Source organism: Monashia sp. HAY1-2A (assembly GCF_056755315.1).
On sequence record NZ_JBNDHY010000032.1, the window covers coordinates 1 to 22700 of the forward strand.

Here is a 22700-nt window from a genome sequence, read left to right on the forward strand (position 1 = left end):
ACATGGGCCTCAACCGATCCTAGGCGGTCGTTGTTCCCGCGCCTCCCAGCCCGCGCCGGGACGGCTCAGGGCAGGGGTGTCTCGGGGTGCAGCACGCCGGGGGCCCCTGCCGAGCAGGAGCGCTCGACGACCCAGACGCGGCTCACGCCGTCGCGCGTCACGACGACCACTGCCGCCGGTCGTCCCTCGTAGGTGGCGAGGTCGGCCGACACGGCGCTCGGGGGCGGCGTGGTGGCGCCGAGTCCCTCGAGGCACGACGCGAGGCCGACCTCGGTGCCGATGGGTCCGATGGCCGGTGCCTCCGCGGCACCGGGACGCAGCGGCTGCCCCGGGTGGTCGACGAGGTCACGGGCCCGGGCGGCGAGCGTCGCGGCCGTGTAGTCGGTACCGCCGAGCTGGATGTGCACGCCGCCGGGTCGGGGGTCCCCGGGGTCGCGCGACGCGGTCGTCGTCGACGAGGCGAACCCGCCGCCGATGACCGCCGTGCTGTTCGGGCGCTTCGTCAGGTGCAGGGCCGATGCTCCGGCCGTGACGACGAGGGCTGCGGCAGCGACGGCGGCGGCCAGGTAGAGCGGCCGGGGCCGACGCGACGGCGGCCGCAGGTCGAGGACGGTGGCGTGGTCGTCGTGCGGGCCGGCCGGGGCCCGCGGGTCGGCGAGCGGCCCGCGGTCCACCCGTAGGCGGGCCTCCTCGGCGAGGGCCGTCGCGATGCGGTCGGCGACGACGCGGGGCATCGGCCCGGGGTCCGGGTCGGGCGCTGCGAGCAGCGCCCGGACGTGCTCGGCCAGCTCGTCGGGGTCGGTGTGCTCGGGGTCGAGGGGCGGCTCAGGGGACTGCCTGGACTCGTCCACGGGATGGTCCTTCGTCAGGTGCGTGCAGGGGTCGGAGCGGAGGGTGACGCCGGGGGTGACGCGGTCACGGGTCCGCAGGGACGCGGCACGGGTGGCCGCACGCCGGAGCTTCGACGTGCCGACGTCGCGGCCCGGTTCCCTGCGGATCCGACCAGATGCGGGGTCGTGCCCTCCCGGTCACGCGTCGGCGGTGGGACGCTGTCCGGGCGTCAGCCCGAGGTGCTGGGCCAGGGCGGCGCGCCCCCGTGCGCACCGCGACTTGATGGTGCCCTCGGCGACGCCGAGGATCTCGGCGGCCTCGGCCACGGGAACCGCGTGCATGTCGACGAGGACCAATGCGGCGCGCTGGCCCTCGGGCAGGCGCTCGAGGGCCTCCCGGACGTCGAGGCGGACCACGGTGGAGGCGTGGTCGTCGTGGCGGTCGGCGAGCTCGTACTCGGGCAGCTCGGTCGTCGGCCTGCGCCGCCGGAGCCGGTCGAGGCACGCGTTGACGACGATGCGGTGCAGCCACGTGGTGACCGCTGCCTCGCCGCGGTAGGAGGCGGCCCGGCGGAACGCGGCGATGAATCCGTCCTGCACGCAGTCGGCCGCGAGGTCGGGGTCGCGCACCGTGCGCAGCGCGACGGCCCACATCCGGTCGCGGTGCCGGCGGAACAGCTCCGCGAAGGCGTCGTCGTCGCCCTCGACGTGCAGCCGGAGCAGGTCCCGGTCGCTCCGCTCGGCGATCGGGGCGCCAGGGCCCCCGACCACGTCAGCGCACCGTCACTTCGTCGATCTGCGCGCGGTAGTGCTTGGGCGCCTCGGCGGGCGCCGCCTTGGTGATGAAGACGATGATCTTCGTCGCCTCCTGGAGGGTGCCGGAGGCCGTGATCGTCACGGTTCCCTGGGCGTCGGACTTCGAGCCGACCTCCTGCGCGCCCGAGCGGGAGTCGCCGTTCGTCGCGTAGACGGTGACGTCCTGCTCGGCCGGGAGCACGAGGGTGACCTCCTTGACCGCGGTCGGGCGGCTCAACGTCAGGATGAGGCCGAGGCCGTCCTTCTTGCCGTTGTAGTCGTCGCTGCCGTACCACCGCGACCGCCAGCCCGTGCCAGGGTCGCCGTCGAACGCCTTGTCGGCGTTCTGGTCGGCCTCGTTGCCGTCCTCCTCGTCGTAGCCCTTGCCGCTCGTGATCGAGACGGGTGCCGCGGGCGGCGCGACGGTCGAGCTCGGTGCGGCCGGGGTGCTCGAGCCGGCCTGGCTCTGCGAGGGCGGACGCGTCTTCGTCACGGTGACGGTCCTGCCGGCTCCGGTCGGGCCGTCGTGCTGGCCGATCTTCGCCACGTTCTGGATGCCGATGACGAGGCCGAGGAGCACGAGGACGCCGACGACGGCGAGGGCGATGCGCGACTGGGCCCCGCTCGGTCGCTCCGGCGCGTCGCGTCCGAACACCGGCACCGGGGGCTCGAGCCGCCCGGTCGGAGCCTCCTCGAGGGCGTCGGACAGGTGGATGTCCTCGCCGTCGAAGTCGTCGTGGCCGTTGCGCCGCTCGGCGGCTCGGGCCGCGGCCTTGTCGGCGGCCGCGCGGGCGAACGAGCCGACCTTGTCACCGATCGAGCCGGCCACACCGGCGGCGGCCGCACCCGCGGCGGCGAGGCCGGCCTGCGCGCGGGCGCTCGTGGACTCCTCACGCGCCGCGGACGCGGCGGCGCTCGACGCCTGGCCGCCTTCGTCGCTCTGGTCGCCCCCGGCTCCTTCGCCGCTCGTGCGGCCGGCGTCGGCACGGTCGAGGACGTGGGTGTGGGCGCGAGACGGGTCCGACGCGGCCAGGGCGTGCGGCAGCTCCTCCGTGCGTTCACCGACGGCGGAGGCCGCCGCGCCGAAGACCGCCCCGGCGCCCGCACCGACCGAGAGGGCCCCCGCGCCGAGGTCGTTGACGGCCGGCAGCACCCTGGTGGGCTCGAAGTCCCCACGCGTCGAGGACAGCCGGATGCCGGAGGCACCGTCGGAGGCCGGCGCCGTGGCGGGCCACGGCGCGATCTGGAGGGCGAGGTCGCCGGGCGAGACGGGCCCACGGTGGCCCCCGCCGAGGGTCATGCGACAGATGAGGTCGAGGTCGTTGGGCACGCCGACGGCGATCTCGGACGGGGCGGCGACACCACCGACGACGGTCGGCGCGGCCTCGAGACCGACGGGACCGCCGGCCGGGATGAGCCCGCCGTCGACGTCGACCATCGGCCAGCGTCCGGTCAGCCCCGCGTAGGCGATCTTGACGAGCCCGACCGCGTCGGCACGCGACGCACGCTCGTCGGACAGGCGGTCCGCGCCGGTGAGCGCGGCCTCGGTGGCCAGGCCGCGGACCTTGACGTCGCCGTCGGGCATCCGCAGGACCGAGCTCGGGGACAGGGCCAGGTGGTGCAGCCCCCGGTGGCTCGCCCTGTCGAGGGCCGTGGCGGCCTCGCCCGTGAGGCGGCGCACCTCGTCGGCGGACAGACCGCCCATCTGGAGCAGGTGGGACAGGGGGAGCGCGCCGGTCAACGGCTCCTCGACGATGAAGCCGACGCCCTGGTCGGTGCCGACGTCGAGGACGCGGACGAGACGCGGGTCCTCGATGCCGGCGGCGCGGCGAGCGGCGTCGAGCGCGGGGGCGGCGACGGGTGAGGCGCCGGGAAAGACGACGACGACGACCTCCCGCTCGAGCGTGTGGTCGCTGGCGCGCCACCGTTCGTGGTGCGTGCCCTCGGAGGTACGCAGCGTCACGGCATAGCGGCCGCCGAGGACCGTCCCGGGTCCCACTCCCTGCACGTGCGCCACCCTCCCTCGTCGTCGTCCGGTCGGTCTCGTGTCGTCGCGTTCTGGTGCCGGCTCGTCCTCACGTCGGCGGCCGGCTCGGCGACCACGTCGGTGCGTACCCTGCCCACATCCTAGGCGGAGTCAGTCGTGATGCCCGTCTTCGAGCGCCTCGTGCGCCGCCGTGACGGCCTCGATGTCGGGGATCTCGTCGACGCGGGACGTGCCCTTGAGGACGGTGCGCACGATGCCGGCGAGCAGGACCAGGCCCACGAGGATGCCACCGACCCAGTAGATCGCGCCGTCGATGGGGTTGGCGCTCACCGCGATCTGGGCCGGGGAGCCGATGACGGTGCCGTTCGCGGTCGTGAGCCAGGCCCGGATCTCCGCCTTGCCGGCCGCGACGGCGGCGACCTCGACGGACACGTTGGTGCGCGACGACGGACCGATGGTCACCGGACCGGGGTCGCTGACGACCTGCAGGCGTGGGTTCGTCGGCGCGAGGCGCAGCCGCAGCCCGGCCACCTCGTAGTCGAGCCCGTTCTCGATGGTGATCCGCAGGACGCCGTTCTCGGCGAGGAGGTTGACGGTGCCGCGGGGCTGGACGACCTTGATGGCGCGCGTGGCCGCCCTGACGTCGGCGGTCACGGACGCCGACAGGACCACCCAGCCACGCGGCTGGTACCGCCAGCGGGCGCTCGCGAGCTCGTCGAGGACCTCGCGGTACACCCGCTCGAACTCGGCACCGTCGGCGAGCACCTCGGCTACCGACAGGAGCGTGTCGCGCTGGTCGGCCAGGTAGCCCAGACGCCGGGCGTTGAGCACCGGTCGCGGCGCGGCCGAGGCGACGGCGAGCGCCGGCTTCTCCTGCACGGTCGCCCGGTCGTCGGCGGCGTCGGTGAGCAGCGACCCCGCGTCGACGCCCTCGAGCCACGGGGCGTCCGACACGGCCGACAGGAACGCGGACAGGGCGTCGGGGTCGGGGTCGTAGGACCGGGGGGCGGTGACGAGGACCGACCGGGCCATGCCCGGGCGCTCGCCGAGGAGCACGAGCGACTCGGCGAGGAAGCGCTGCGTCGACAGGACCGCGCTGGGGTCGGTGCGGCGCGGCAGCAGGGCCGACAGCCGGGGGTCGTAGGCCAGCAGCCGAGTGCCGCCGGTGGCCAGGCGTCGGGCGCTCGGCGTGTACGGGGAGCCGCCGGTGACGGCACTGCGGTCGACGACGATGCCGGCGGCCTTCTTCACCGCCGTGCCGGCCAGCAGGGTCCGGATGCCCGCCTCTCGCCCGGCGGGCAGGAGGCCGTCGACCGGCCAGACGACGTCACCCCGGACCGGCTGGCCGACGCGGGCCGCGACGTCCGCGCTGCGGCTGACGAGGTCGCGCACGACGGAGTTGTCCGGGTCGATGCCGACGGCGGCGGCGACGTCGGCATCGGCGTAGGGCAGCGCCCAGAGGCTGCGCCCCCGCAGGTCGGCGGCCAGGGCGTCGCCGAGCCGCGCGATGTCGCGGGTGGCGGCCGTGTCGGCCGGTGAGTCGGTAGATGAGCCGGTCGGCTGGCCCGTGGGGGCGGCTGTCGGGCCGGTGGTCGACGATGACGGCGCGCCCGCCGACGGGGTGCCGGTCGGCGTGAGCGTCGGGGTGCCGGTCGGCGTGAGCGTCGGGGTGCCGGTCGGGGTGCCGGTCGGGGTGCCGGACGGGGTGCCGGCGGGGCCGCTCGCCCCGGTCGGCGACGCGTCCGGGCCGAAGACGGAGGGGTCGACGGCGAGGGTCACGTCGGAGCCGGTCGTGCCCGCGACGATGCGGTCGACGCGCGAGCCCGCCCCGATCGCGCGTTCCCACGCCGCGAGGCGCGTGGCGTCGTCGCGGGTGAACAGGTCGGTGTCGGGGTCCAGGGTGAGCGGCAGCACCGTCGCGAGCCGCAGCGGCACGTACTCCTTGCGGTTGTTCCAGGCGAGGAAGGTGCGCGTGGCGCCGGTCGGCTCGCTCGCGCCGCGCTGGACCACCTCGACGGCGATCGGGAGGGCGGCGAAGGCCGCGCGGTCGTAGAGCCTGTCGGCAGGCACGGTGACGCTGAAGGTGCGGGTGCGTCCGGACGCGACGTCGGGCAACGTGCTCGTCGCGACGGTCCGGCCCTGTGCGGGCGTGCGGCCGCTGGCCCAGTCGTCGAGCGCGGTGCGCTGGTTGACGGTGACGTCGCCGCGCACGACCCGCACCGTCGGACCGGTGAGCGGGCCGGTCAGCGGGGCCGTGACCGAGCCGGTCACGGTGACGTCGGTCCCTGCACGAGCGACGCTCGGGCTCATCGAGTCGAGCACGACGACGGCACGGTCGCGCGACGGCGTGACGGCCGGCGAGACGCCGGCGGTCGCGGCGGTCGCGGCGGTCGGCGTCACGGCACGAGGCGCGGCCGCCGCGCGGGCGAGACCGCCGGCGCTCAGTTCCCCGACCGGGACGCCCACCGTGGTGCCGAGCGTCGCGACGACGCCGACCGCCGCCGCGAGCGACCGCACGAGACGGGCCGCGCGGCGTCCGCTCGTGCCCGGACGCCGCGACCCGCGGCGGGTCACGCGGTCCCCGCCAGCCGGTTCCACGCCGCCTGGGCGATGCGGCGCTCGTTGGGGAACGTCAGCCTGCGGTGGACCTCGTCGAGCCGCATCCACGCGACGTCGATGGCCTCGTGGTCCGGGTCGTTCTCGATGGACAGCTCGCCACCGAGGGCCTCGAGGAGGTAGTGGTGCACGAACTTGTGGACGCGCTTGGTCGACGTCGCGAACCAGTAGTCGATGGTGCCGAGCTCGACGAGCACGCGCCCGATGATGCCGGTCTCCTCGGCCACCTCGCGCATCGCGGTCTCGACGAGGGTCTCGCCGGGCTCGACGTGGCCCTTCGGCAGGCACCACTCCACGCGTCCGGCGCGGTTGCGGCGCGCGATGATGGCGATGATCGCCTGGCCGTCCCGGACGTCGACGACGATGCCTCCGGCAGAACGCTCCTCGACCGCGGGCAGCCGCCGGCCAGGGACCTGGCTCGGGATCGGCTGCGCGCTCACATCGTCACCATAACGGGGTCCGGCCCGGCGTTCCTCGTCGTCGGGACCGACGCGGCGAGGCGCCCGGACGGCTCCGGGGCACGGACCGCGCTCACCTAGGCTGGTCCGGTGCCCGATCGACGTGACCCCGCCCCCTCGCCGCCCGTCGCCGACGCCGGGACGGCCCTGCTCCGGGGCGCCGTCGCACGCCTCGCCCCGGTCCTGCCGATGCTCACCGGGCTCGGCGAGCGGTTCGCGGCAGCGGGTCACGAGCTGGCGCTCGTCGGTGGTCCGGTCCGGGACGCCTTCCTCGGACGCGTCTCTCCCGACCTCGACCTGACGACCGACGCGCGGCCCGACGACATCCTCGGCGTCGTCCGCGGGTGGGCCGACGCCCACTGGGACATCGGTCGGGACTTCGGCACCATCGGGGTGCGCAAGGGCGCGCACGTCATCGAGATCACGACCTACCGCGCCGACACCTACGACCGCACGAGCCGCAAGCCGGAGGTGATGTTCGGCGACTCCCTCGACGGTGACCTCGTGCGCCGCGACTTCACCGTCAACGCCATGGCCGTCCGGTTGCCGGACCTCGCCTTCGTCGACGTCCACGGTGGCCTGTCCGACCTCGTCGCGCGTCGCCTCATGACGCCGGCGGCGCCCGAGGAGTCCTTCGCCGACGACCCCCTGCGGATGATGCGTGCGGCACGGTTCGCCGCGCAGCTCGGCTTCGAGGTCGCGCCGGAGGTCCGGGCGGCGATGACCGAGCGGGCCCAGACGCTGGAGATCATCTCGGCCGAGCGCGTCCGCGACGAGTTCAGCAAGCTCGTCCTCGCGCCCGACCCGCGGCTCGGGCTGGCGCTGCTCGTCGACACGGGGCTCGCGGCCGTGTTCCTGCCGGAGCTGCCGGCGCTGCGCCTCGAGGTCGACGAGCACCACCGCCACAAGGACGTCTACGAGCACACGTTGACGGTCCTCGAGCAGGCCATCGCCCTCGAGGGGCCGGCCGACGGCCCGCCGGAGTCGGTTCCCGGTCCGGACCTCGTGCTGCGCCTCGCCGCGCTGTTCCACGACATCGGCAAGCCGCCGACGCGTCGGTTCGAGAGGGGCGGCGGCGTCTCCTTCCACCACCACGAGGTCGTCGGCGCCAAGATGACGGCCAGGCGCATGAAGGCGATGCGCTTCGACAAGGACACGACCAAGCAGGTCTCGCGCCTCGTCGAGCTGCACCTGCGCTTCCACGGCTACGGCGACGGACAGTGGACCGACTCGGCCGTGCGCCGGTACGTCACCGACGCGGGCCCGCTGCTCCAGCGGCTCCACCGGCTGACCCGCTCGGACTGCACGACGCGCAACGTCCGCAAGGCGCAGCGGCTCTCGCGCGCCTACGACGACCTCGAGGCGCGCATCGAGCGGCTCGCCGCCGAGGAGGAGCTGTCCCGGGTGCGACCCGAGCTCAACGGCAACGAGATCGCCGAGGCGCTCGCCATCCGACCGGGCCCGGTTCTCGGCGAGGCCTACGACTACCTCCTGTCGGTCCGCCTCGACGACGGCCCGATCGGCAAGGACGCCGCCCGCGAGAAGCTCCTCGCCTGGTGGGCTGCCCGCGAGGGCTGACGGGAGCGTCGACGGAGGTTCACCGCGGTCGAGGGGTCGTCCGAGCATGGGTGGCCGCGCCACGAGGGCGAAGCTCCGTCATCGCTCCCGAACGGGTACCTGTCGGGGAGTTCTCCCCATCGCCGGGTCGACTGGTCCGGCCTAGGCTGGGCCGTCCGGATCCGGTCGCGCGGGCCGTCCGGTCCGGCCCCCGACGTCGGTTCCTCGTGGCGACCGCCTTCGGCGTCGACGACGAGCGACCTGACACCGGTTCCGGTGAATGATTGACTGACCGCGCCGTCCCCGTCCCCTGCGGGAACGACCGAAAGGAACCGTGCATGAGCACCCTCGCGTACCCGAGCGCCGACTTCCCGGGCCTGCCGGCCGTGGCCCTCGAGGTTCCCGAGGAGTGGGAACCGGTGCACGCACCGGGCACGACGATGGCCGCGCGCCTGCCACGTCAGGGCGCCTTCGCGCCCAACGTCGTCGTCAGCATCGAACAGTGCGGGCCCGGGTTCCGGGTCGAGGCGTCGCTCGAGCAGGTTGCCACGATGGCGCGCTCGCGCGGGGGCGCGGTGTCCGAGCCCTACGCGGCCGACCTCGGAGGTGCCGCCTTCGTCGGGTGCGACGCGACATGGCCCGACGCCGACGTCGACAGCGTGCTGCAGGCCAACCTCTTCCACGTCGTCCCTCACGAGGCCGACGCGGCCCAGCCCGCGTTCCTCGTCCAGCTCACCGGCGCCGTCGGAGGGCCGGACGCCGAGAGCGACTACGAGCTGGTCCGTGACGTCATCACGACGGTTCGCGTCACGCCCTGGTCGCGCGCCGACCCGCCCGCCGCACCAGGCGAGCGGACGGTCGGGGAGTGACGGCGGTGCGGCCGACCGTGACCGTCGGCGTCCGCTCCGACGTCGGACGCGTCCGCAAGCACAACGAGGACAGCGCGCGCGCCGAGGGCACCGTCTTCGTCGTGGCCGACGGCATGGGCGGCCACGCGGCCGGCGAGGTCGCGAGCCGCATCGCGGCCGAGACCGTGGTCGAGCTCGCGTCGCGGCCGGGCCTGCAGGTCCGCGACGTCGTCGCCCAGGTCGCCGAGGCCAACCGCCGCATCCTCGAGTCCGCGGCGCGACACCCGGAGCAGACCGGCATGGGCACCACCGTGGCGGGCCTCGCCGTCGTGTCGGTCGGCGGCCAGCGGCACTGGGCCGTCTTCAACATCGGCGACTCCCGCGTCTACCGCCTCCTCGACGGTTCGCTGCGCCAGGTGACCGTCGACCACTCGGAGGTCTGGGAGCTCGTGCAGCGCGGCATCCTGACGCCTGAGGAGGCGCACCGCCACCCGGCCCGCAACATCGTCACCCGTTCGCTCGGGCGCGACCCCATGGGGGCCGTCGACACGTGGGTCTTCCCGCCCTACCCGGGCGAGGTGTTCGTCATCTGCTCCGACGGCCTGTCGAACGAGCTGTCCCTCGAGCAGATCGAGGCCATCCTCCTCGAGAACCCTGACGTCGACGCGGCCGCCGAGGCCCTCGTGGACGCCGCTGTCCGAGCCGGTGGGCGCGACAACGTGACTGCTATCGTCGTCGCGTTGCAGGGGCAGGAGTCGGACGCCGACGTCGACGAGGACACCACCCCGCGCGAGAACGTGAACGGCTCATCAGGGGAGAGCAGGTCGTAGACGTGAGTGGCCCGACCGTCGTCGTGGACTGGGCCCCCGACGGGTGGACGCACATCGGGGGCCCCGGCATGCACCTGCTCGTCGGCCTCCCCGAGGAGGACGAGCAGACGCTCCGTGCGAGCGACGCCGCCGACGGCGGGGACCTCGACGACGTCCTCGAGGTGCTGACCGCGGGCGGCATGCGCCGGGCCAAGCACTTCGTCGGAGTGCACACCGGTGACACGACGCGCATCGTGGCCTTCGGGCCGGTGGCCGCCGTCGTCACGCTCGCCGACGGCTCGGAGCACGACGTCCGCGCGACGAGCACCCGGGTCTGGGCCGACCTCGACCTCGCCGAGGCGCCCGACCGCGTGGTGCTCCGGGTGCTCGACGAGTCCGAGCGTGAGCAGCCCGTGCCGCCCCAGACCCTGACCTCGGCCGGCCCGGTGGTCGTGCCGGCTGGTGCCACCACTGCCACCGCAGCCACCGCAGCCACCGTGTCCGACGGTCCGGCCCGGTCAGACGCGTCGACGGCGGGCGACCTCGACGTGCCGGTGACGGCCACCTCGAACGGCTCGCCCGGTTCGACCGGCGCGACCGGCGCGACCGGCGCGGGTGCCCACGCCGCCCCTCCTCCTGCCGTGCCGACCTTCGGGGCGCCGACCGCGGACACCGCGCCGGGCCGCACGACCTCCTCGTGGGACCGCAGCTGGGCCCGGCGCGACGAGTCGGCAGCCGAGCCCGAGGTGGCCGCCACCCGGGCACCACACGCGCCGCAGGCACCGAGTTCACTTGTCGCACAGGATGCGTCGGGATCGGCCATCGGGCAGGTGCAGGACGAGCGGCCGGGCTCACTTGTTGCACAGGGTGATTCGCAGCGGGAAGCAGCGGCGCTGCGGTCCTGGGACTCGGTTCGTCCCGCGGTGCCGGTGCGGGGCCGGAGCGCGCCGGGCGGCGACACGACCGCCGCCGCGGGATCCCCTCCGGCGGTGCCGTCCGACCTGCCCGACGCGGATCCGGCTGCGGCGGCGCCGGCACGGTCGACGCCTTCAGCCGTGCCACCCCCGCTCCCGTCGACGCCAGCGCCGGTGTTCGACGTGCCGGTCTCTCCGGCCGCCGTGGCCACCCCGGCGGTGTCGCCGCAGGCCGCACCGGTTGCCGATGATCTCCCCGACGCCGGCGCGCACCGCGACCTCGAGTCGACGTGGGCCTCCCGACCCGAGGCACCTGAGTCGCCCACGGCGCCCAAGCCCGAGGCCGCCAACGCGACGCCTCGTCCCACGCCTCCGGCGCCGGCCGTGCCGGCCGCTTCCGCCGCGCTGGAGGTCGACGACGACGCGCTGCCTGAGGCACCGAGCTACGACTACCTCTTCGGCCACACCACGGCCGTCGACGAGCACCGGCGGGTCCTCGCCGAGCTGACGAAGGTCGACCAGGGCGACGAGCACCATGACGACCACCATGACCCGCATGACGACCACGACGGTGGCCGTTCGGGCGAGCAGCTCGGCAGGACAGGGACGCCCGACCCCACGGCCGCCGCGCCCGCGGTGGCCGACGCAGCCCCCGCCCCGGTGACCAACCCGGTCCCGGGGTCGCCGGCCGCCCCGGCCCAGCCGGTGCCCGGGACCTCTGGTGGGCTCATCTCTGCGGTGCCGTGGGCGACCTCCTCGCCGGCCGCGAGCGCGCCGTCGGCACCGACGGAGGCGCCGGTCGACACCCCGACGTTCTCGGGCCGCCACACGCCGCCGCCCGCGCCCAGCCTGCTGCCCAAGGTGCACACCCCGCCGCCGGGCGTCCGTGCGCCACAGGCAAGCCCGCTCATCTCGACCGGGCCGCCCCCGGCCGCGCCCGCCCCGGCCCCGACTACGCCGACCGCCCCGACACCGCCCGCAGCCGCTGCACCAGTGGCACCCGTGACGCACGAGCACCCGGCGCCGGCCGTCCCGCCGACCCAGCCGATCCCGACCGCCGACCCGGGCCACGCCGTGCCGCACGACACCCCGAAGTACGAGCAGCACCACACCCCGCGCCTCGCCGCCGCCACCGAGGAGCTCGACGACGCGGACGAGGCCGAGCAGACCGTCGACCGCAGCGCGCTCCTCGAGGCCCGGCACGCAGCCCAGCTGGCCAACCCGACCGGCCCCAGCGTCCTGGCCGTGCTCTGCGCGTCGGGCCACCCGACGCCGCCGCACGGCGACGCGTGCCGCGTCTGTGGGACGTCCATCCCGCCGCAGGAGCCGTTCACGATGCCGCGGCCGCCGCTCGGCGTCCTGCGCCTGTCCACCGGAGACGTCGTGACCCTCGACCGCAGCGTCCTGCTCGGCCGTTCGCCCAAGCTCGGCGAGGGCGTCGCCGCCACCGACCGGCCGCACGTCGTCAAGGTGCCGAGCCCCGAGCGCGACGTCTCGCGCAACCACGTCGAGGTCGTCCTCGAGGGCTGGCACGTCCTCGTCCGTGACCTCGGCACGACGAACGGCACGACGCTCGCGCTGCCCGGTGAGGCGCCGGTCCGCTTGCGCGCCAACGACCAGCAGGTCCTCGAGCCCGGCTCGGTCGTGTCGATGGCCGACGAGGTCTCCTTCACCTTCGAGGCCGCGCTCTGATGGCAGCGCGCAAGGGAGCGCCCCCGAAGATCCCGGGGCTCGTCTTCGTCCAGCCCCTCGGCTCCGGCGGCTACGCGGACGTCTTCCTCTACGAGCAGCAGAGCCCGCGCATGCCCGTCGCGGTCAAGGTGCTCAAGTCCGAGGGCCTCACCGACGCGCTGCGCCGCCAGTTCGTCGAGGAGGCCGACACGATGGCGGCCCTCGGCGACCACCCCTACATCGTCCAGGTGTTCCGTTCGGGCACCTCCGACGACGGCCGTCCGTACCTCGTCATGAAGTACTACCCGCCGCCCAACCTGGCGATGCGGGCGCGGGCCGAGCGGTTCTCCGTCGAGGAGGTCCTGCGCACCGGCATCCAGATCGCCAGTGCCGTCGAGACCGCCCACCGGGCCGCCATCACGCACCGCGACATCAAGCCGGCCAACGTCCTCGTCAGCGCGTACGGCGCCCCCGGCCTGACCGACTTCGGCATCGCCGGCCGTGGTGCCCGCGACGGCGAGGCCGCCGAGGCCGAGACCAGCGACGACGTCGGGGTCTCCGTGCCGTGGGCGCCGCCCGAGGTCCTCTACGGCCAGAGCAACGGCGACGTCCGCTCCGACGTCTACTCGCTCGCCGCGACGCTCTGGCAGCTCCTCGTCGGCCGGTCACCGTTCGAGGTGCCCGGCGGCGACAACTCGGCGTACGCCCTCATGCCGCGCATCCGCACCACGCCCGTGCCACCTACGGGCCGCCCGGACGTGCCGGCCGGGCTCGAGCGGCTCCTCGCGCAGGCGATGGCCAAGAACCCGTCGCACCGGCCGGCGTCGGCGCTCGAGCTGGCGCGGGCGCTGCAGGCCGTCGAGCAGCAGCAGCGGCTGGCCCGCACCCCCATCGTCGTCCTCGACGAGCAGGGGCACACGACCCTCGTCAGCCAGACCCAGGGGTCCCCCACGGGTCGCGGTGCCGAGGACGAGGACCGCACGCGCATCAAGGCGCCGCAGACGGTGGTCGCCCAGCCGGCCGGACCCACCGCTCCCGCGACTCCCGCGACGCCCGTCGCCCCCGGCGGCCCGCGGCCCGTGGGGGCGCCGGCCGAGGACGAGACACGTCGACGCGATCCCGGCCACGGGCGTCCTTCTCCCGCAGCCGTCCCCGGCGGGGCACCAGCGCACGGCCCGTACGCGCCGGTCCGCGCTGCATCGGCCACCGACGTCGTCGCCTCACCCGCGACGTCCCCTCTGGGCGACGGGGCGGACGAGGCCACCGTCCGCCGGGCCGCGAGCTCGGCCGACCCGCAGCCGCCCCCCGCGCGGCCGGGGTGGTCCGCGCCGCCGGCCCGGGTCGGCGTCGTCCGGGTGCTGGCCGCCGGCGTCGTCGTCCTCGTGGGCCTGGTCGTGTTCCTCGTCGTGCGCGGCGGGTCCGCCCCACCCGGGGAGGTCGGGCCGACGCCAAACCAGACGGTCTCGATGCCCGGCGACGACAGCGCCGTCGGCAACCCGGTCTTCGACCGGCCGGTCCTGTCGGCGCAGTCCGGTCCCGGGAAGGTCACCTTCCGGTGGACGTATCCCGAGCCGGACGGCAAGGACACCTTCCGGATCCAGTACGCGGCCTCGCGCGACGACGCCGTCAGCGCCGACAGGTCCAAGGTCGTCACCGCGACGAAGCCGACGTACACGTTCAGCGTCCCGAAGGGGACCAAGGTGTGTGCCGGCGTCGTCGTCATCCGTGCCGGCCAGGGTTCGCCGCCCGGCGGCCCGCAGTGCGAGACCGCGCAGTGAGGCCGCACTGAGGTCGCGGTGAGGGCGCGCTGAGGCACGACGCACCCGGCGGAGGGCCGTTCCCGGGCCGGCCATGAGTACCGGCGCGGATCGACACGAGGGCCTCGACGCGGAAACCTTCACCCAGACAGCACCAAACCACCACACACGTCCGTAACGCGGCACAGTTGGACCTCGTTAGCCGCGAGCGCACGACTCCGTCGTGTGCGAGTCGACCGGGTTAGGGGACCTGATCGTGATCCACAGCAAGGTGACCGTCGTGTTCTGCGGCGAGGAGTACGCCGTGTCACCGGAGACCGGGCTGACCATCGGTCGCACCGGCGACGTCGAGGTCGACGACAACCCGTACCTGCACCGCACCTTCCTCGTCGTGTCGCACGAGGCCGGGTTCTGGTGGCTGAGCAACACCGGGTCGACGCTCACCGCGACCGTCGCCGACGAGCAGGGACTCTTCCAGGCCTTCCTCAACCCCGGTGCCCGCATCCCGCTCGCGATGAAGAAGCTCGTCGTGTGGTTCACCGCCGGCCCGACCACCTACGACTTCGAGATCCACGTCGCGAGCCCGGCCTTCAAGACGGTGACGGCCGAGCCGCCGAGCGCCGCCGACGAGGACGGCGAGGAGGTCGGTGCCGCCACGGTGGGCCGCGTGTCGCTGACGCCGGACCAGAAGCTGCTCGTCGTCGCGCTGTGCGAGCCGTTCCTGCGACGCCGTGAGGCCGGCACCAGCCAGATCCCGTCGTCGGCCGCCGCCGCCGAGCGGCTCGGCTGGACCATCACCCGGTTCAACCGCAAGCTCGACAACGTCTGCCAGAAGCTCGCCGACGCCGGCACCCGGGGCCTGCACGGCGGCATCGGCAAGCTCGCGACCAACCGCAAGGCCCGACTCGTCGAGCACGCGCTCTCGACCAAGATCGTCGTCGAGGAGGACCTCGCCCTCCTCGAGCACCTCGCCGCGGCCGACGCCGCGGCCGGCACGCCTTCCACACCGCACGCACGACAGCAGGCCGCCGCCCCCCGGGCCGTGGCCGAACAGGGGAACGCATGAGCACCGCCGCCACCCAGCGACGGATCGGCATCGTCTCGACCGTCGTCGTCGCCCTCGTCGCGAGCCTGCTCGTCTGGCTCGCGACCAAGAGCGACGGCGAGATCGTCCGCAAGGCCGATCTCAACGACGGCGGCGTCTGGGTCACCAACTCCGAGCAGTCGCGCTTCGGGCGCATCAACAAGGCGGCCGGCCAGCTCGACGCCGGCGTGTACGCCGACGTGGGGTCGAGCTCGGGCCTCGACCTGTTCCAGGACGGCGCCGCGGTCATCGGCTACACGAGGGCCAGCAACCAGGTGGTGCCGATCAACCCGGCCGAGGGCACCCTCCAGGCCGAGCAGGCCGTCCTGGTGCCCAAGCCGAGCACCGCCACCGGCAACCGCGTCTTCACCGCCCCGCCCATCGACCTGCGCGGTGGCAGCGTCGCGATGATCGACCCCGGCACGGGCGAGCTGCGCGCCCAGCGGGTCGACGACCGGGCCGGCATCACCGGCCTCGACGGGCTGCAGACCCAGGCCAAGCCGCTGGCCAAGGTCGGCGGCAACGCCGCCGTCGCGGTCGGCGTCGACGGCACCGTCTACGCCCTGTCGGCCGAGAAGGGCTCCATCACCGTCCTGCGGCCGAAGGGTGCGGCGTTCGACAAGCCGGTGACGACCCGGCTGGGCTTCTCCTCGAAGTCCGCCCAGGTCACCGCGGTCGGGTCGCACTGGGTGGTGTGGGACTCCGGCACGAACAAGCTCTACTCCGACGCGCTCGACGAGCCCCAGCAGCTGTCGGTCGGCAGCGCCGAGCCGGGCAACCCCGCGTACGCCGCGCTCCAGCAGCCGGGCCCGGACGCGTCGACCGTCCTCGTGCAGGACGAGGCCGGCATGACCCAGGTCGACCTCACCGGCGACGGCGGGCAGGCGGGCGGTGTCGCCCTCGCGCAGGGCCGGACCGGTCAGCACCTCTACCTGTCCCAGCCGGTCCGGCTCGCCTCGTGCGTCCACGCCGCGTGGGCCGGCCCGTCGAACGTGTACTACGGCCGCAATTGCGGCTCGCCTGCCGACGCCGGCACCGTCGATCTCGGAGCCATGAAGAAGGGCGTGCGCACGGACGGCGTCAAGCTGCGCGTCAACCGGGGCCTTGTCGTCCTCAACGACCTCGACTCCGGCGACGTCTGGGACATCGACCGCGACCGCGTCAAGATCGACAACTGGAACTCGGTCATCCCGCCGCCGCAGACCGACGACAAGAACAAGAAGAAGGACGAGAACCTCCTCGACGACCAGCAGACGCGGACGCCCCCGAAGGCCCAGCCCGACGTCATGCAGGTGCGGCCCGGCCGGACGTCCACGCTCCACGTCCTCGACAACGACTCCGACAGCCAGGGGTCGATCCTGGCCATCTCGCCGGGCGACGTCACCCAGCCCGACGCCCCGGGCATCCAGGCGACGCCGTCGGCGGACGGGCAGACCGTCCAGGTGACGGTGCCGGACGAGCCGCGCGTCGAGGGCTTCACCTTCTCCTACACGGTCAACAACGGCACGACGGCCAAGAACGGCCGGGCCACCGCGAAGGTCACCGTCCGCATCGTCACCGACGACGTCGACACCGCGCCCAGGCTGCGTTCGGGGCAGGCCCGGCTCGCCCGGTCGTCCTACCCGGTGGTCGCGAACGGCTCGGTGCGCATCGGCGTGGTGGCCGACTGGCGCGACGCCGAGAACGACCCCATCCAGGTCTCGCCCGTCGACGTCTCGACCACCGGCGTCGACGGCTCCGGCGCGCTGACGGTCAAGGCGCAGGGCCAGAAGGGCGACCAGGTCGTCAAGTACGTCGTCGACGACGGCCGCGGCGGTACCGCCGAGTCCTCCGTCGACCTCGACGTGCTGAGCGAGGACGACGAGAAGCCGGTCCGCCCCCGCACGCAGCCCGACGTCGTGCGCGCCGTCGTCGGCAAGCCGGTCCAGCTCCAGCCGCTCGGCAACGACATCGCCGGCGCCGACCCGACCGACCCGGAGGCGCGGATGCGCCTGGCCCAGGCGGTCCGCGGGCCGGGCCAGCTGACGCTCGACTCCAACCTCGACACCGGCGTCGTCACGGTCACCGGACAGACGCCGGGCACGTCGGTCGTCACCTACACCGCGCAGGTCGGCGCCGGCGTGGCCACGGGCCGCATCCGGGTCGACATCCTGCCCGACAAGGACACCGACGCGCCGCCGGTCGCGACGCCCGACGCCGCGGTCGTGCGCGGCCAGACGCCGGTCATCGCCGACGTCCTGTCCAACGACTACAGCCCGCGCAGCGACGTCCTCGTCGTGCAGCGCGTCGAGTCGGCGCAGGCGTGGCTGCGCCCGTCGATCGTGCAGGGCCGCTGGGTGCGCGTCGTCGCGACGGCGCCGGTCACCGGCACCGAGACCCGCCAGGGGACCGTGCGGTACACGATCTCTGACGGCACGAAGACCGCCGTCGGTGAACTGTCCGTCGTGCAGAAGCCCGAGCCCAAGGACAAGGTGCTGCCGACCGTCGTCGACGACGTCGCGACCGTCCGCGTCGGCGACGCCGTGACGATCCCGGCGCTCGACAACGACTCGATGAGCGAAGGCATCCCGCTCAAGCTCGCCCCGGAGGTGCGGGTGCTCTCCGGCGGTGGCCAGGCGTTCGCGTCGGGAACCGTCGTCCGGTACGTCCCCGAGGTCACGCCGATGACCGGCCCGAGGACCGCGATCCTCGAGTACACGACCTACCCCGAGGGCCAGCGTTCGCGCGGCGGCACCGGCCGGATCACCGTCACGGTCACCCCGCCCCCGGACCCCGTGAAGAACCCGAACCAGCCGCCGCAGGCGCGCAGCTTCACCGCGAGCGTCACCGCCGGCGACACCCTGTCGATCACCGTGCCGACGAGCGGCGTGGACCCGGACGGCGACCTGACGTTCGTCAGCGGCATCGTCGGCGACGACACCGGTCCCGTCGACCTCGAGTACGGGCGCGTCGTCGGCTACGGCGCGGCGACGATCCGCTACGAGGCCTACCCCCGCAGTGCCGGTACGGAGGTCATCCGCTACCAGCTGCGCGACCGCTTCGGCGCGACGAGCGACGGCTTCGTGCGCGTCGGGGTCGTCCAGCCCGGCGACCCGCAGCCGCCGGTCGCCGTCGAGGACGACGTCGTCGCCGCGCCGGGCCGCACCGTGCGCGCCGACGTGCTGGCCAACGACCTCATCGCCGCCGGCGACTCCGTGTCGTTCGTCGACCTGTCGACGCTCAACGACGCCGGCACGCTCAAGGACTTCTCGCGCCAGAAGGACGACACGTTCAAGGTCGTGGCGCCGGAGGTCGGGCCCGCCAAGGTGCTGACGTACGGCATTACCGACGGTCTCTTCGACCCGTCGAAGTCGACCCTGACGGTCCGCGGGCAGAAGGACTTCAACAACCCGCCCACCGCCGTCGACGACACCGGCACGGCCAAGCCGGGCGAGACCTCGATCGTCGTCGACGCGCTCGCCAACGACCGCGACCTCGACGGCGAGCAGTCGCAGCTGAAGATCGTGAAGTTCTACGGCGACGGCGTGACCCGGGAGGGTCGCAAGCTGCGCATCCAGCTGCGTCCGCAGGCTCGCGTCGTCCCCTACGTCATCGAGGACGCCGACGGCGCCCAGGCGATGGCCCTCATCTACGTCCCCGCCGGCAACAACGGCCTGCCCTACGTCGTCGCGGGCAAGACCGTGAAGATGGGCGCCGACTCAACGGTCCGGGTGCCCCTCGGCGACTACGTCCTCGACCCGCGCGGCGGCAAGGTCTCGGTCACCTCACCCGACACCGTGTCGACCTCGCCCGCCGAGAAGCTCCAGTTCGCCGTCACGTCGGCCACCGAGCTGACCCTGACCTCGACGAACGGCTACGTCGGTCCGGCAGCGCTCATGCTCGAGGTGACGAACGCGACCGGCCCGAACGACAAGGCCGCCCAGCGGACCTACGTCACGGTGCCGGTCCAGATCGGCCCGGACGTGCCGGTCCTGCGCTGCCCCGACCACGAGGTGCTCCTCGCGGCCGACGGCCCGGCGCGCAGCTTCGACATCCCGCGCCTGTGCCACGCCTGGCTGCCCGACGGCATGGACGCCAGCGCGGCGGCCTACGAGGCGACGTGGGATCCCGCCGCCGACCGCGTCGACCTGTCGCAGTCCGGCCAGGGCGGTCGCCAGGTCGTCCTCAAGGCGCAGGCGGCCGCGCAGGCCGGCACGACCGGGGCCGTCGCGGTCAAGGCCAAGGGTGGCGCCGAGACCTTCAAGATCCGGGTCCGCGTCACGAGCGCGCCCCCGATCGCGACGATGCGCCCGGTGCTCGTCGAGGGTCTCATCGCCGGAACGAGCCGCATGGTCAACCTCGCCCAGTACCTCGACAGCCCGCTCACGGCACCGCAGTGCTCGGTGCAGGAGACCTCGGTCGTGTCGGGCACCGGCGTCACGGCATCGGCGGGCGGGTGCCAGCTGACGGTGTCGGCGTCCGACAAGGCCCGGGGCGACACGAAGATCGCGGTGCGCGTCCTCGACGCGCCGGGTCGTCCGGCCGCGCTCGGGCAGGTGACCGTCACGGTGCGCAGCAAGCCCGACCCGACGGACGCGCCGGTGGCCGTCGCCGACCGCATCCTCGGCAGCACGGCCCGCGTCGACTGGCGCCCGCCGGCCTACGACGGCGGCCTGCCGATCTCGCAGTACGAGGTCATCGCCAACGGCGGCGAGGTGCGGCAGGTCTGCGCCAGCTCGCCGTGCACCATCACCGGGCTGACCAACGGCAAGGACTACTCGTTCACCGTCCGCTCCCAGAACGCGGTCGGCTGGTCGGACGAGAGCCCGCGGAGCAACACCGTCCGGCCCGACACCAAGCCCAAGGCGACGGTCATCAGCACCGTCGTCCCGGGCGACCGCAAGCTCACCGTCAGCTGGACGCCGCCGCCGAACGAGGGCAGCGAGGTCACCGACTACCGCGTCCAGTACGTCGACATCGGCACGAACGCCGGGTCGGGCGGCACCGTGTCGGTCAAGGCGCCGGCCCTGACCAAGGTGCTCAGCGGACTGGTCAACAACGACGCGTACAACATCCGCGTCCAGGCCCGCAACGGAGCGGGTTGGGGTCCGTTCGGCCCGACCGTCAAGGCGCAGTCGTTCGGCAAGCCGGCCAACGTGCCGGCCCCGACGCTGAGCCCCCGGGCCCCGGTGCCCGGCGAGCCGAACGCCCAGGTGACGGTCTCGTGGCCGGCCACCGACCCGAACGGCCCGCCGATCACGCAGTACGACGTGTACCGGCGCACCGAGGGCGGCGCGTGGAACCTCATCGCGACGCGCTCGGGCGGCGAGTCCCGCACGGCCAGCGACACGATCCCCTACCAGGGGCAGAGGGTCGAGTACACCGTGACCGCGACGAACGGCGGCCCGGCGACGTCCGACAAGGCCAACTTCTCCGGCTACACCGCCGACGGTATCCCCGAGACGCCGAACCTGCAGTCGGTCGTCACGCCGCGCAAGGACTACTCGGGCGACGCGTCCTTCACCCTCGGTGACTCGCGCTCGCGCGGCTACGACAAGGTCAACTGGCAGACGTCGTCGGGCCGCAGCGGTTCGTGGGCGTGTTCCAGCGGCTGCTCTGGCGGCACGGCAGGCAGCCTCGGGACCAGCCAGCAGTCGATGCAGGTCCAGGCCTGCAACGTGGCCGGGATGTGCTCGCCCTGGTCGAACAGCGTGACGTTCCACCCGTACGGTCCGACCAACGGCGTGCCGGGCCTGCGGGAGTCGCACGACAACAACAGCATCACGTTCACGTGGGGCACCGCGCCGAGCGAGGGCCGCCCGGTCACCGGCTACGAGATCGACGGCGACCGCAACACGACGGTCGGCGCGGGGACGCACTCGACGACCTTCAGCGGCCTGGGCTACTCGACGTCGCGCACCATCCGGGTGCGGGCCATCGCCCAGGACTCCGGTCCCGGCCCGTGGACCGCGTTCGTCACCGGCACGACGAACGCCAAGCCGAACCCGCAGGTGGTCAGCGTCTACAAGGGCACGGCGTGCGGCACGACCGGCTGCTTCGACCCGTTCCAGGGCAAGGAGTGTGGCACGAACTGCAACCACATCGGCTACGAGCTGAAGAACTTCGAGGGCGCGATCAGCTGTGCGATCAGCGGGTGGTCCCAGCCCGACGACGGCACAGCCGGCACGCACGAACCGACGAACGGCCGCAACAACTCCGGCAAGTTCCTCGGCTATCCGAACCAGTCGGTCACGGTGACCTGCACCGGGTCCAACGGCCGGGACTCGGCGACCAAGAACCCGTGGGGCTGAGGCCGCGCATCCCGCGGCGGCCCCACGGCCCGACGACCACCCTTCGCACGACACCACTTTCACGAGAAGGACACCCATGAGCGTCACACAGGACCAGGTCACCTGGTTCGCCCACACCTTCGACCAGCTCGTCGGCAACATCGAGCGGGCCGTGCTCGGCAAGCAGCACGTGACGCGCCTGGCGCTGACGTGCCTGCTGTCCGAGGGCCACCTGCTCCTCGAGGACTACCCGGGCACGGGCAAGACCCAGCTGGCGCGGGCATTGTCGGCCACCGTCCAGGGCAGCCACAGCCGCATCCAGTTCACGCCCGACCTGCTGCCCTCCGACGTCACGGGCGTGACGATCTACGAGCCGAGCAAGCAGGCGTTCGAGTTCCACCCGGGCCCGATCTTCGCGACGATCGTCCTGGCCGACGAGATCAACCGCGCCTCGCCGAAGACCCAGTCCGCGCTCCTCGAGGTCATGGAGGAGGGGCGCGTCACCATCGACGGCACGCCGCACTCGGTCGGCGAGCCGTTCATGGTCATCGCGACCCAGAACCCCATCGAGCAGGCCGGCACCTACCGCCTGCCCGAGGCGCAGCTCGACCGCTTCCTCATGAAGGCGAGCGTCGGCTACCCCGACCACGAGGCGACGATCGCCGTGCTCGCCGACGCCAAGACGCGCGACCGTGCCAAGCAGCTGCAGCCGCTCATCGCGAGCAACGTCATCGTCGACATGGCGCGGCTCGCCGACGAGATCCACGTCGACCCGGCGATCCTCGGCTACGTCAGCCGCATCGCCGAGGAGTCGCGTCGCCACCCGAGCCTCAAGCTCGGCCTGTCGGTGCGCGGCTGCCTCGCCTACGTGCGGTGCGCCAAGACGTGGGCGGCGAGCCAGGGTCGCACCTACGTCGTCCCGGACGACGTCAAGGTGCTCGCCGAGCCGGTCCTCTCGCACCGACTCCTGCTCAACGCGGAGGCGCAGTTCGCCGGCACGACCGTCGAGAGCGTCGTCGACCAGATCCTCGGCGACATCGCGCCGCCGGCCGAGCGCGCCTCCGCCTGAACGCGGTTCGCACCACGGCAGGCACGGTCCGGGACA

General features: G+C 73.8%; 13 protein-coding genes. 8 read left to right on the plus strand and 5 right to left on the minus strand.

Annotated elements, in window-relative coordinates:
- Nucleotides 1-65: 65 nt before the first annotated feature.
- From ACPYOM_RS06880 to ACPYOM_RS06900, 5 genes are all read right to left on the minus strand, one after another.
- Nucleotides 66-851, minus strand: coding sequence for a hypothetical protein (locus ACPYOM_RS06880; RefSeq protein WP_481345397.1), 786 nt, complete (start codon nucleotides 849-851; stop codon nucleotides 66-68).
- Between the two features lie 177 nt (nucleotides 852-1028).
- Entirely contained in the window at nucleotides 1029-1601 is a 573-nt protein-coding gene (gene sigM / locus ACPYOM_RS06885; protein WP_481345398.1) for an RNA polymerase sigma factor SigM, read from the minus strand.
- Nucleotide 1602: 1 nt separating this feature from the next.
- A complete protein-coding gene (locus ACPYOM_RS06890) occupies nucleotides 1603-3633 on the minus strand; it encodes a protein kinase family protein (protein WP_481345399.1) in 2031 nt (676 codons plus the stop codon).
- A 129-nt stretch (nucleotides 3634-3762) separates the two neighbouring features.
- Nucleotides 3763-6186 (minus strand): DUF6049 family protein, encoded by a 2424-nt coding sequence (locus ACPYOM_RS06895; protein WP_481345400.1) that lies wholly within the window; start codon nucleotides 6184-6186, stop codon nucleotides 3763-3765.
- Complete coding sequence (locus ACPYOM_RS06900) at nucleotides 6183-6668, minus strand: NUDIX hydrolase (RefSeq protein WP_076263003.1); 486 nt, start codon at nucleotides 6666-6668, stop codon at nucleotides 6183-6185. The genes ACPYOM_RS06895 and ACPYOM_RS06900 overlap by 4 nt, the downstream gene beginning before the upstream one ends.
- A gap of 108 nt (nucleotides 6669-6776) precedes the next feature.
- Between ACPYOM_RS06900 and ACPYOM_RS06905 the strand changes: the two genes are divergently transcribed.
- From ACPYOM_RS06905 to ACPYOM_RS06940, 8 genes are all read left to right on the plus strand, one after another.
- Complete coding sequence (locus tag ACPYOM_RS06905) at nucleotides 6777-8264, plus strand: CCA tRNA nucleotidyltransferase (protein WP_481345401.1); 1488 nt, start codon at nucleotides 6777-6779, stop codon at nucleotides 8262-8264.
- A 317-nt stretch (nucleotides 8265-8581) separates the two neighbouring features.
- A complete protein-coding gene (locus ACPYOM_RS06910; protein ID WP_481345402.1) occupies nucleotides 8582-9112 on the plus strand; it encodes a hypothetical protein in 531 nt (176 codons plus the stop codon).
- Complete coding sequence (locus tag ACPYOM_RS06915) at nucleotides 9109-9921, plus strand: PP2C family protein-serine/threonine phosphatase (protein ID WP_481341794.1); 813 nt, start codon at nucleotides 9109-9111, stop codon at nucleotides 9919-9921. Before ACPYOM_RS06910 ends, ACPYOM_RS06915 begins: the two co-directional genes overlap by 4 nt.
- Nucleotides 9922-9923: 2 nt before the next feature.
- Complete coding sequence (locus tag ACPYOM_RS06920; RefSeq protein WP_481345403.1) at nucleotides 9924-12506, plus strand: FHA domain-containing protein; 2583 nt, start codon at nucleotides 9924-9926, stop codon at nucleotides 12504-12506.
- Nucleotides 12506-14263, plus strand: coding sequence for a serine/threonine-protein kinase (locus ACPYOM_RS06925; RefSeq protein WP_481345404.1), 1758 nt, complete (start codon nucleotides 12506-12508; stop codon nucleotides 14261-14263). Before ACPYOM_RS06920 ends, ACPYOM_RS06925 begins: the two co-directional genes overlap by 1 nt.
- 235 nt (nucleotides 14264-14498) lie before the next feature.
- Nucleotides 14499-15308 (plus strand): hypothetical protein, encoded by an 810-nt coding sequence (locus ACPYOM_RS06930; protein WP_481345405.1) that lies wholly within the window; start codon nucleotides 14499-14501, stop codon nucleotides 15306-15308.
- Nucleotides 15305-21616 (plus strand): Ig-like domain-containing protein, encoded by a 6312-nt coding sequence (locus tag ACPYOM_RS06935; RefSeq protein ID WP_481345406.1) that lies wholly within the window; start codon nucleotides 15305-15307, stop codon nucleotides 21614-21616. Before ACPYOM_RS06930 ends, ACPYOM_RS06935 begins: the two co-directional genes overlap by 4 nt.
- A 76-nt stretch (nucleotides 21617-21692) precedes the next feature.
- Complete coding sequence (locus ACPYOM_RS06940) at nucleotides 21693-22664, plus strand: AAA family ATPase (protein WP_481342011.1); 972 nt, start codon at nucleotides 21693-21695, stop codon at nucleotides 22662-22664.
- Nucleotides 22665-22700: the final 36 nt, after the last annotated feature.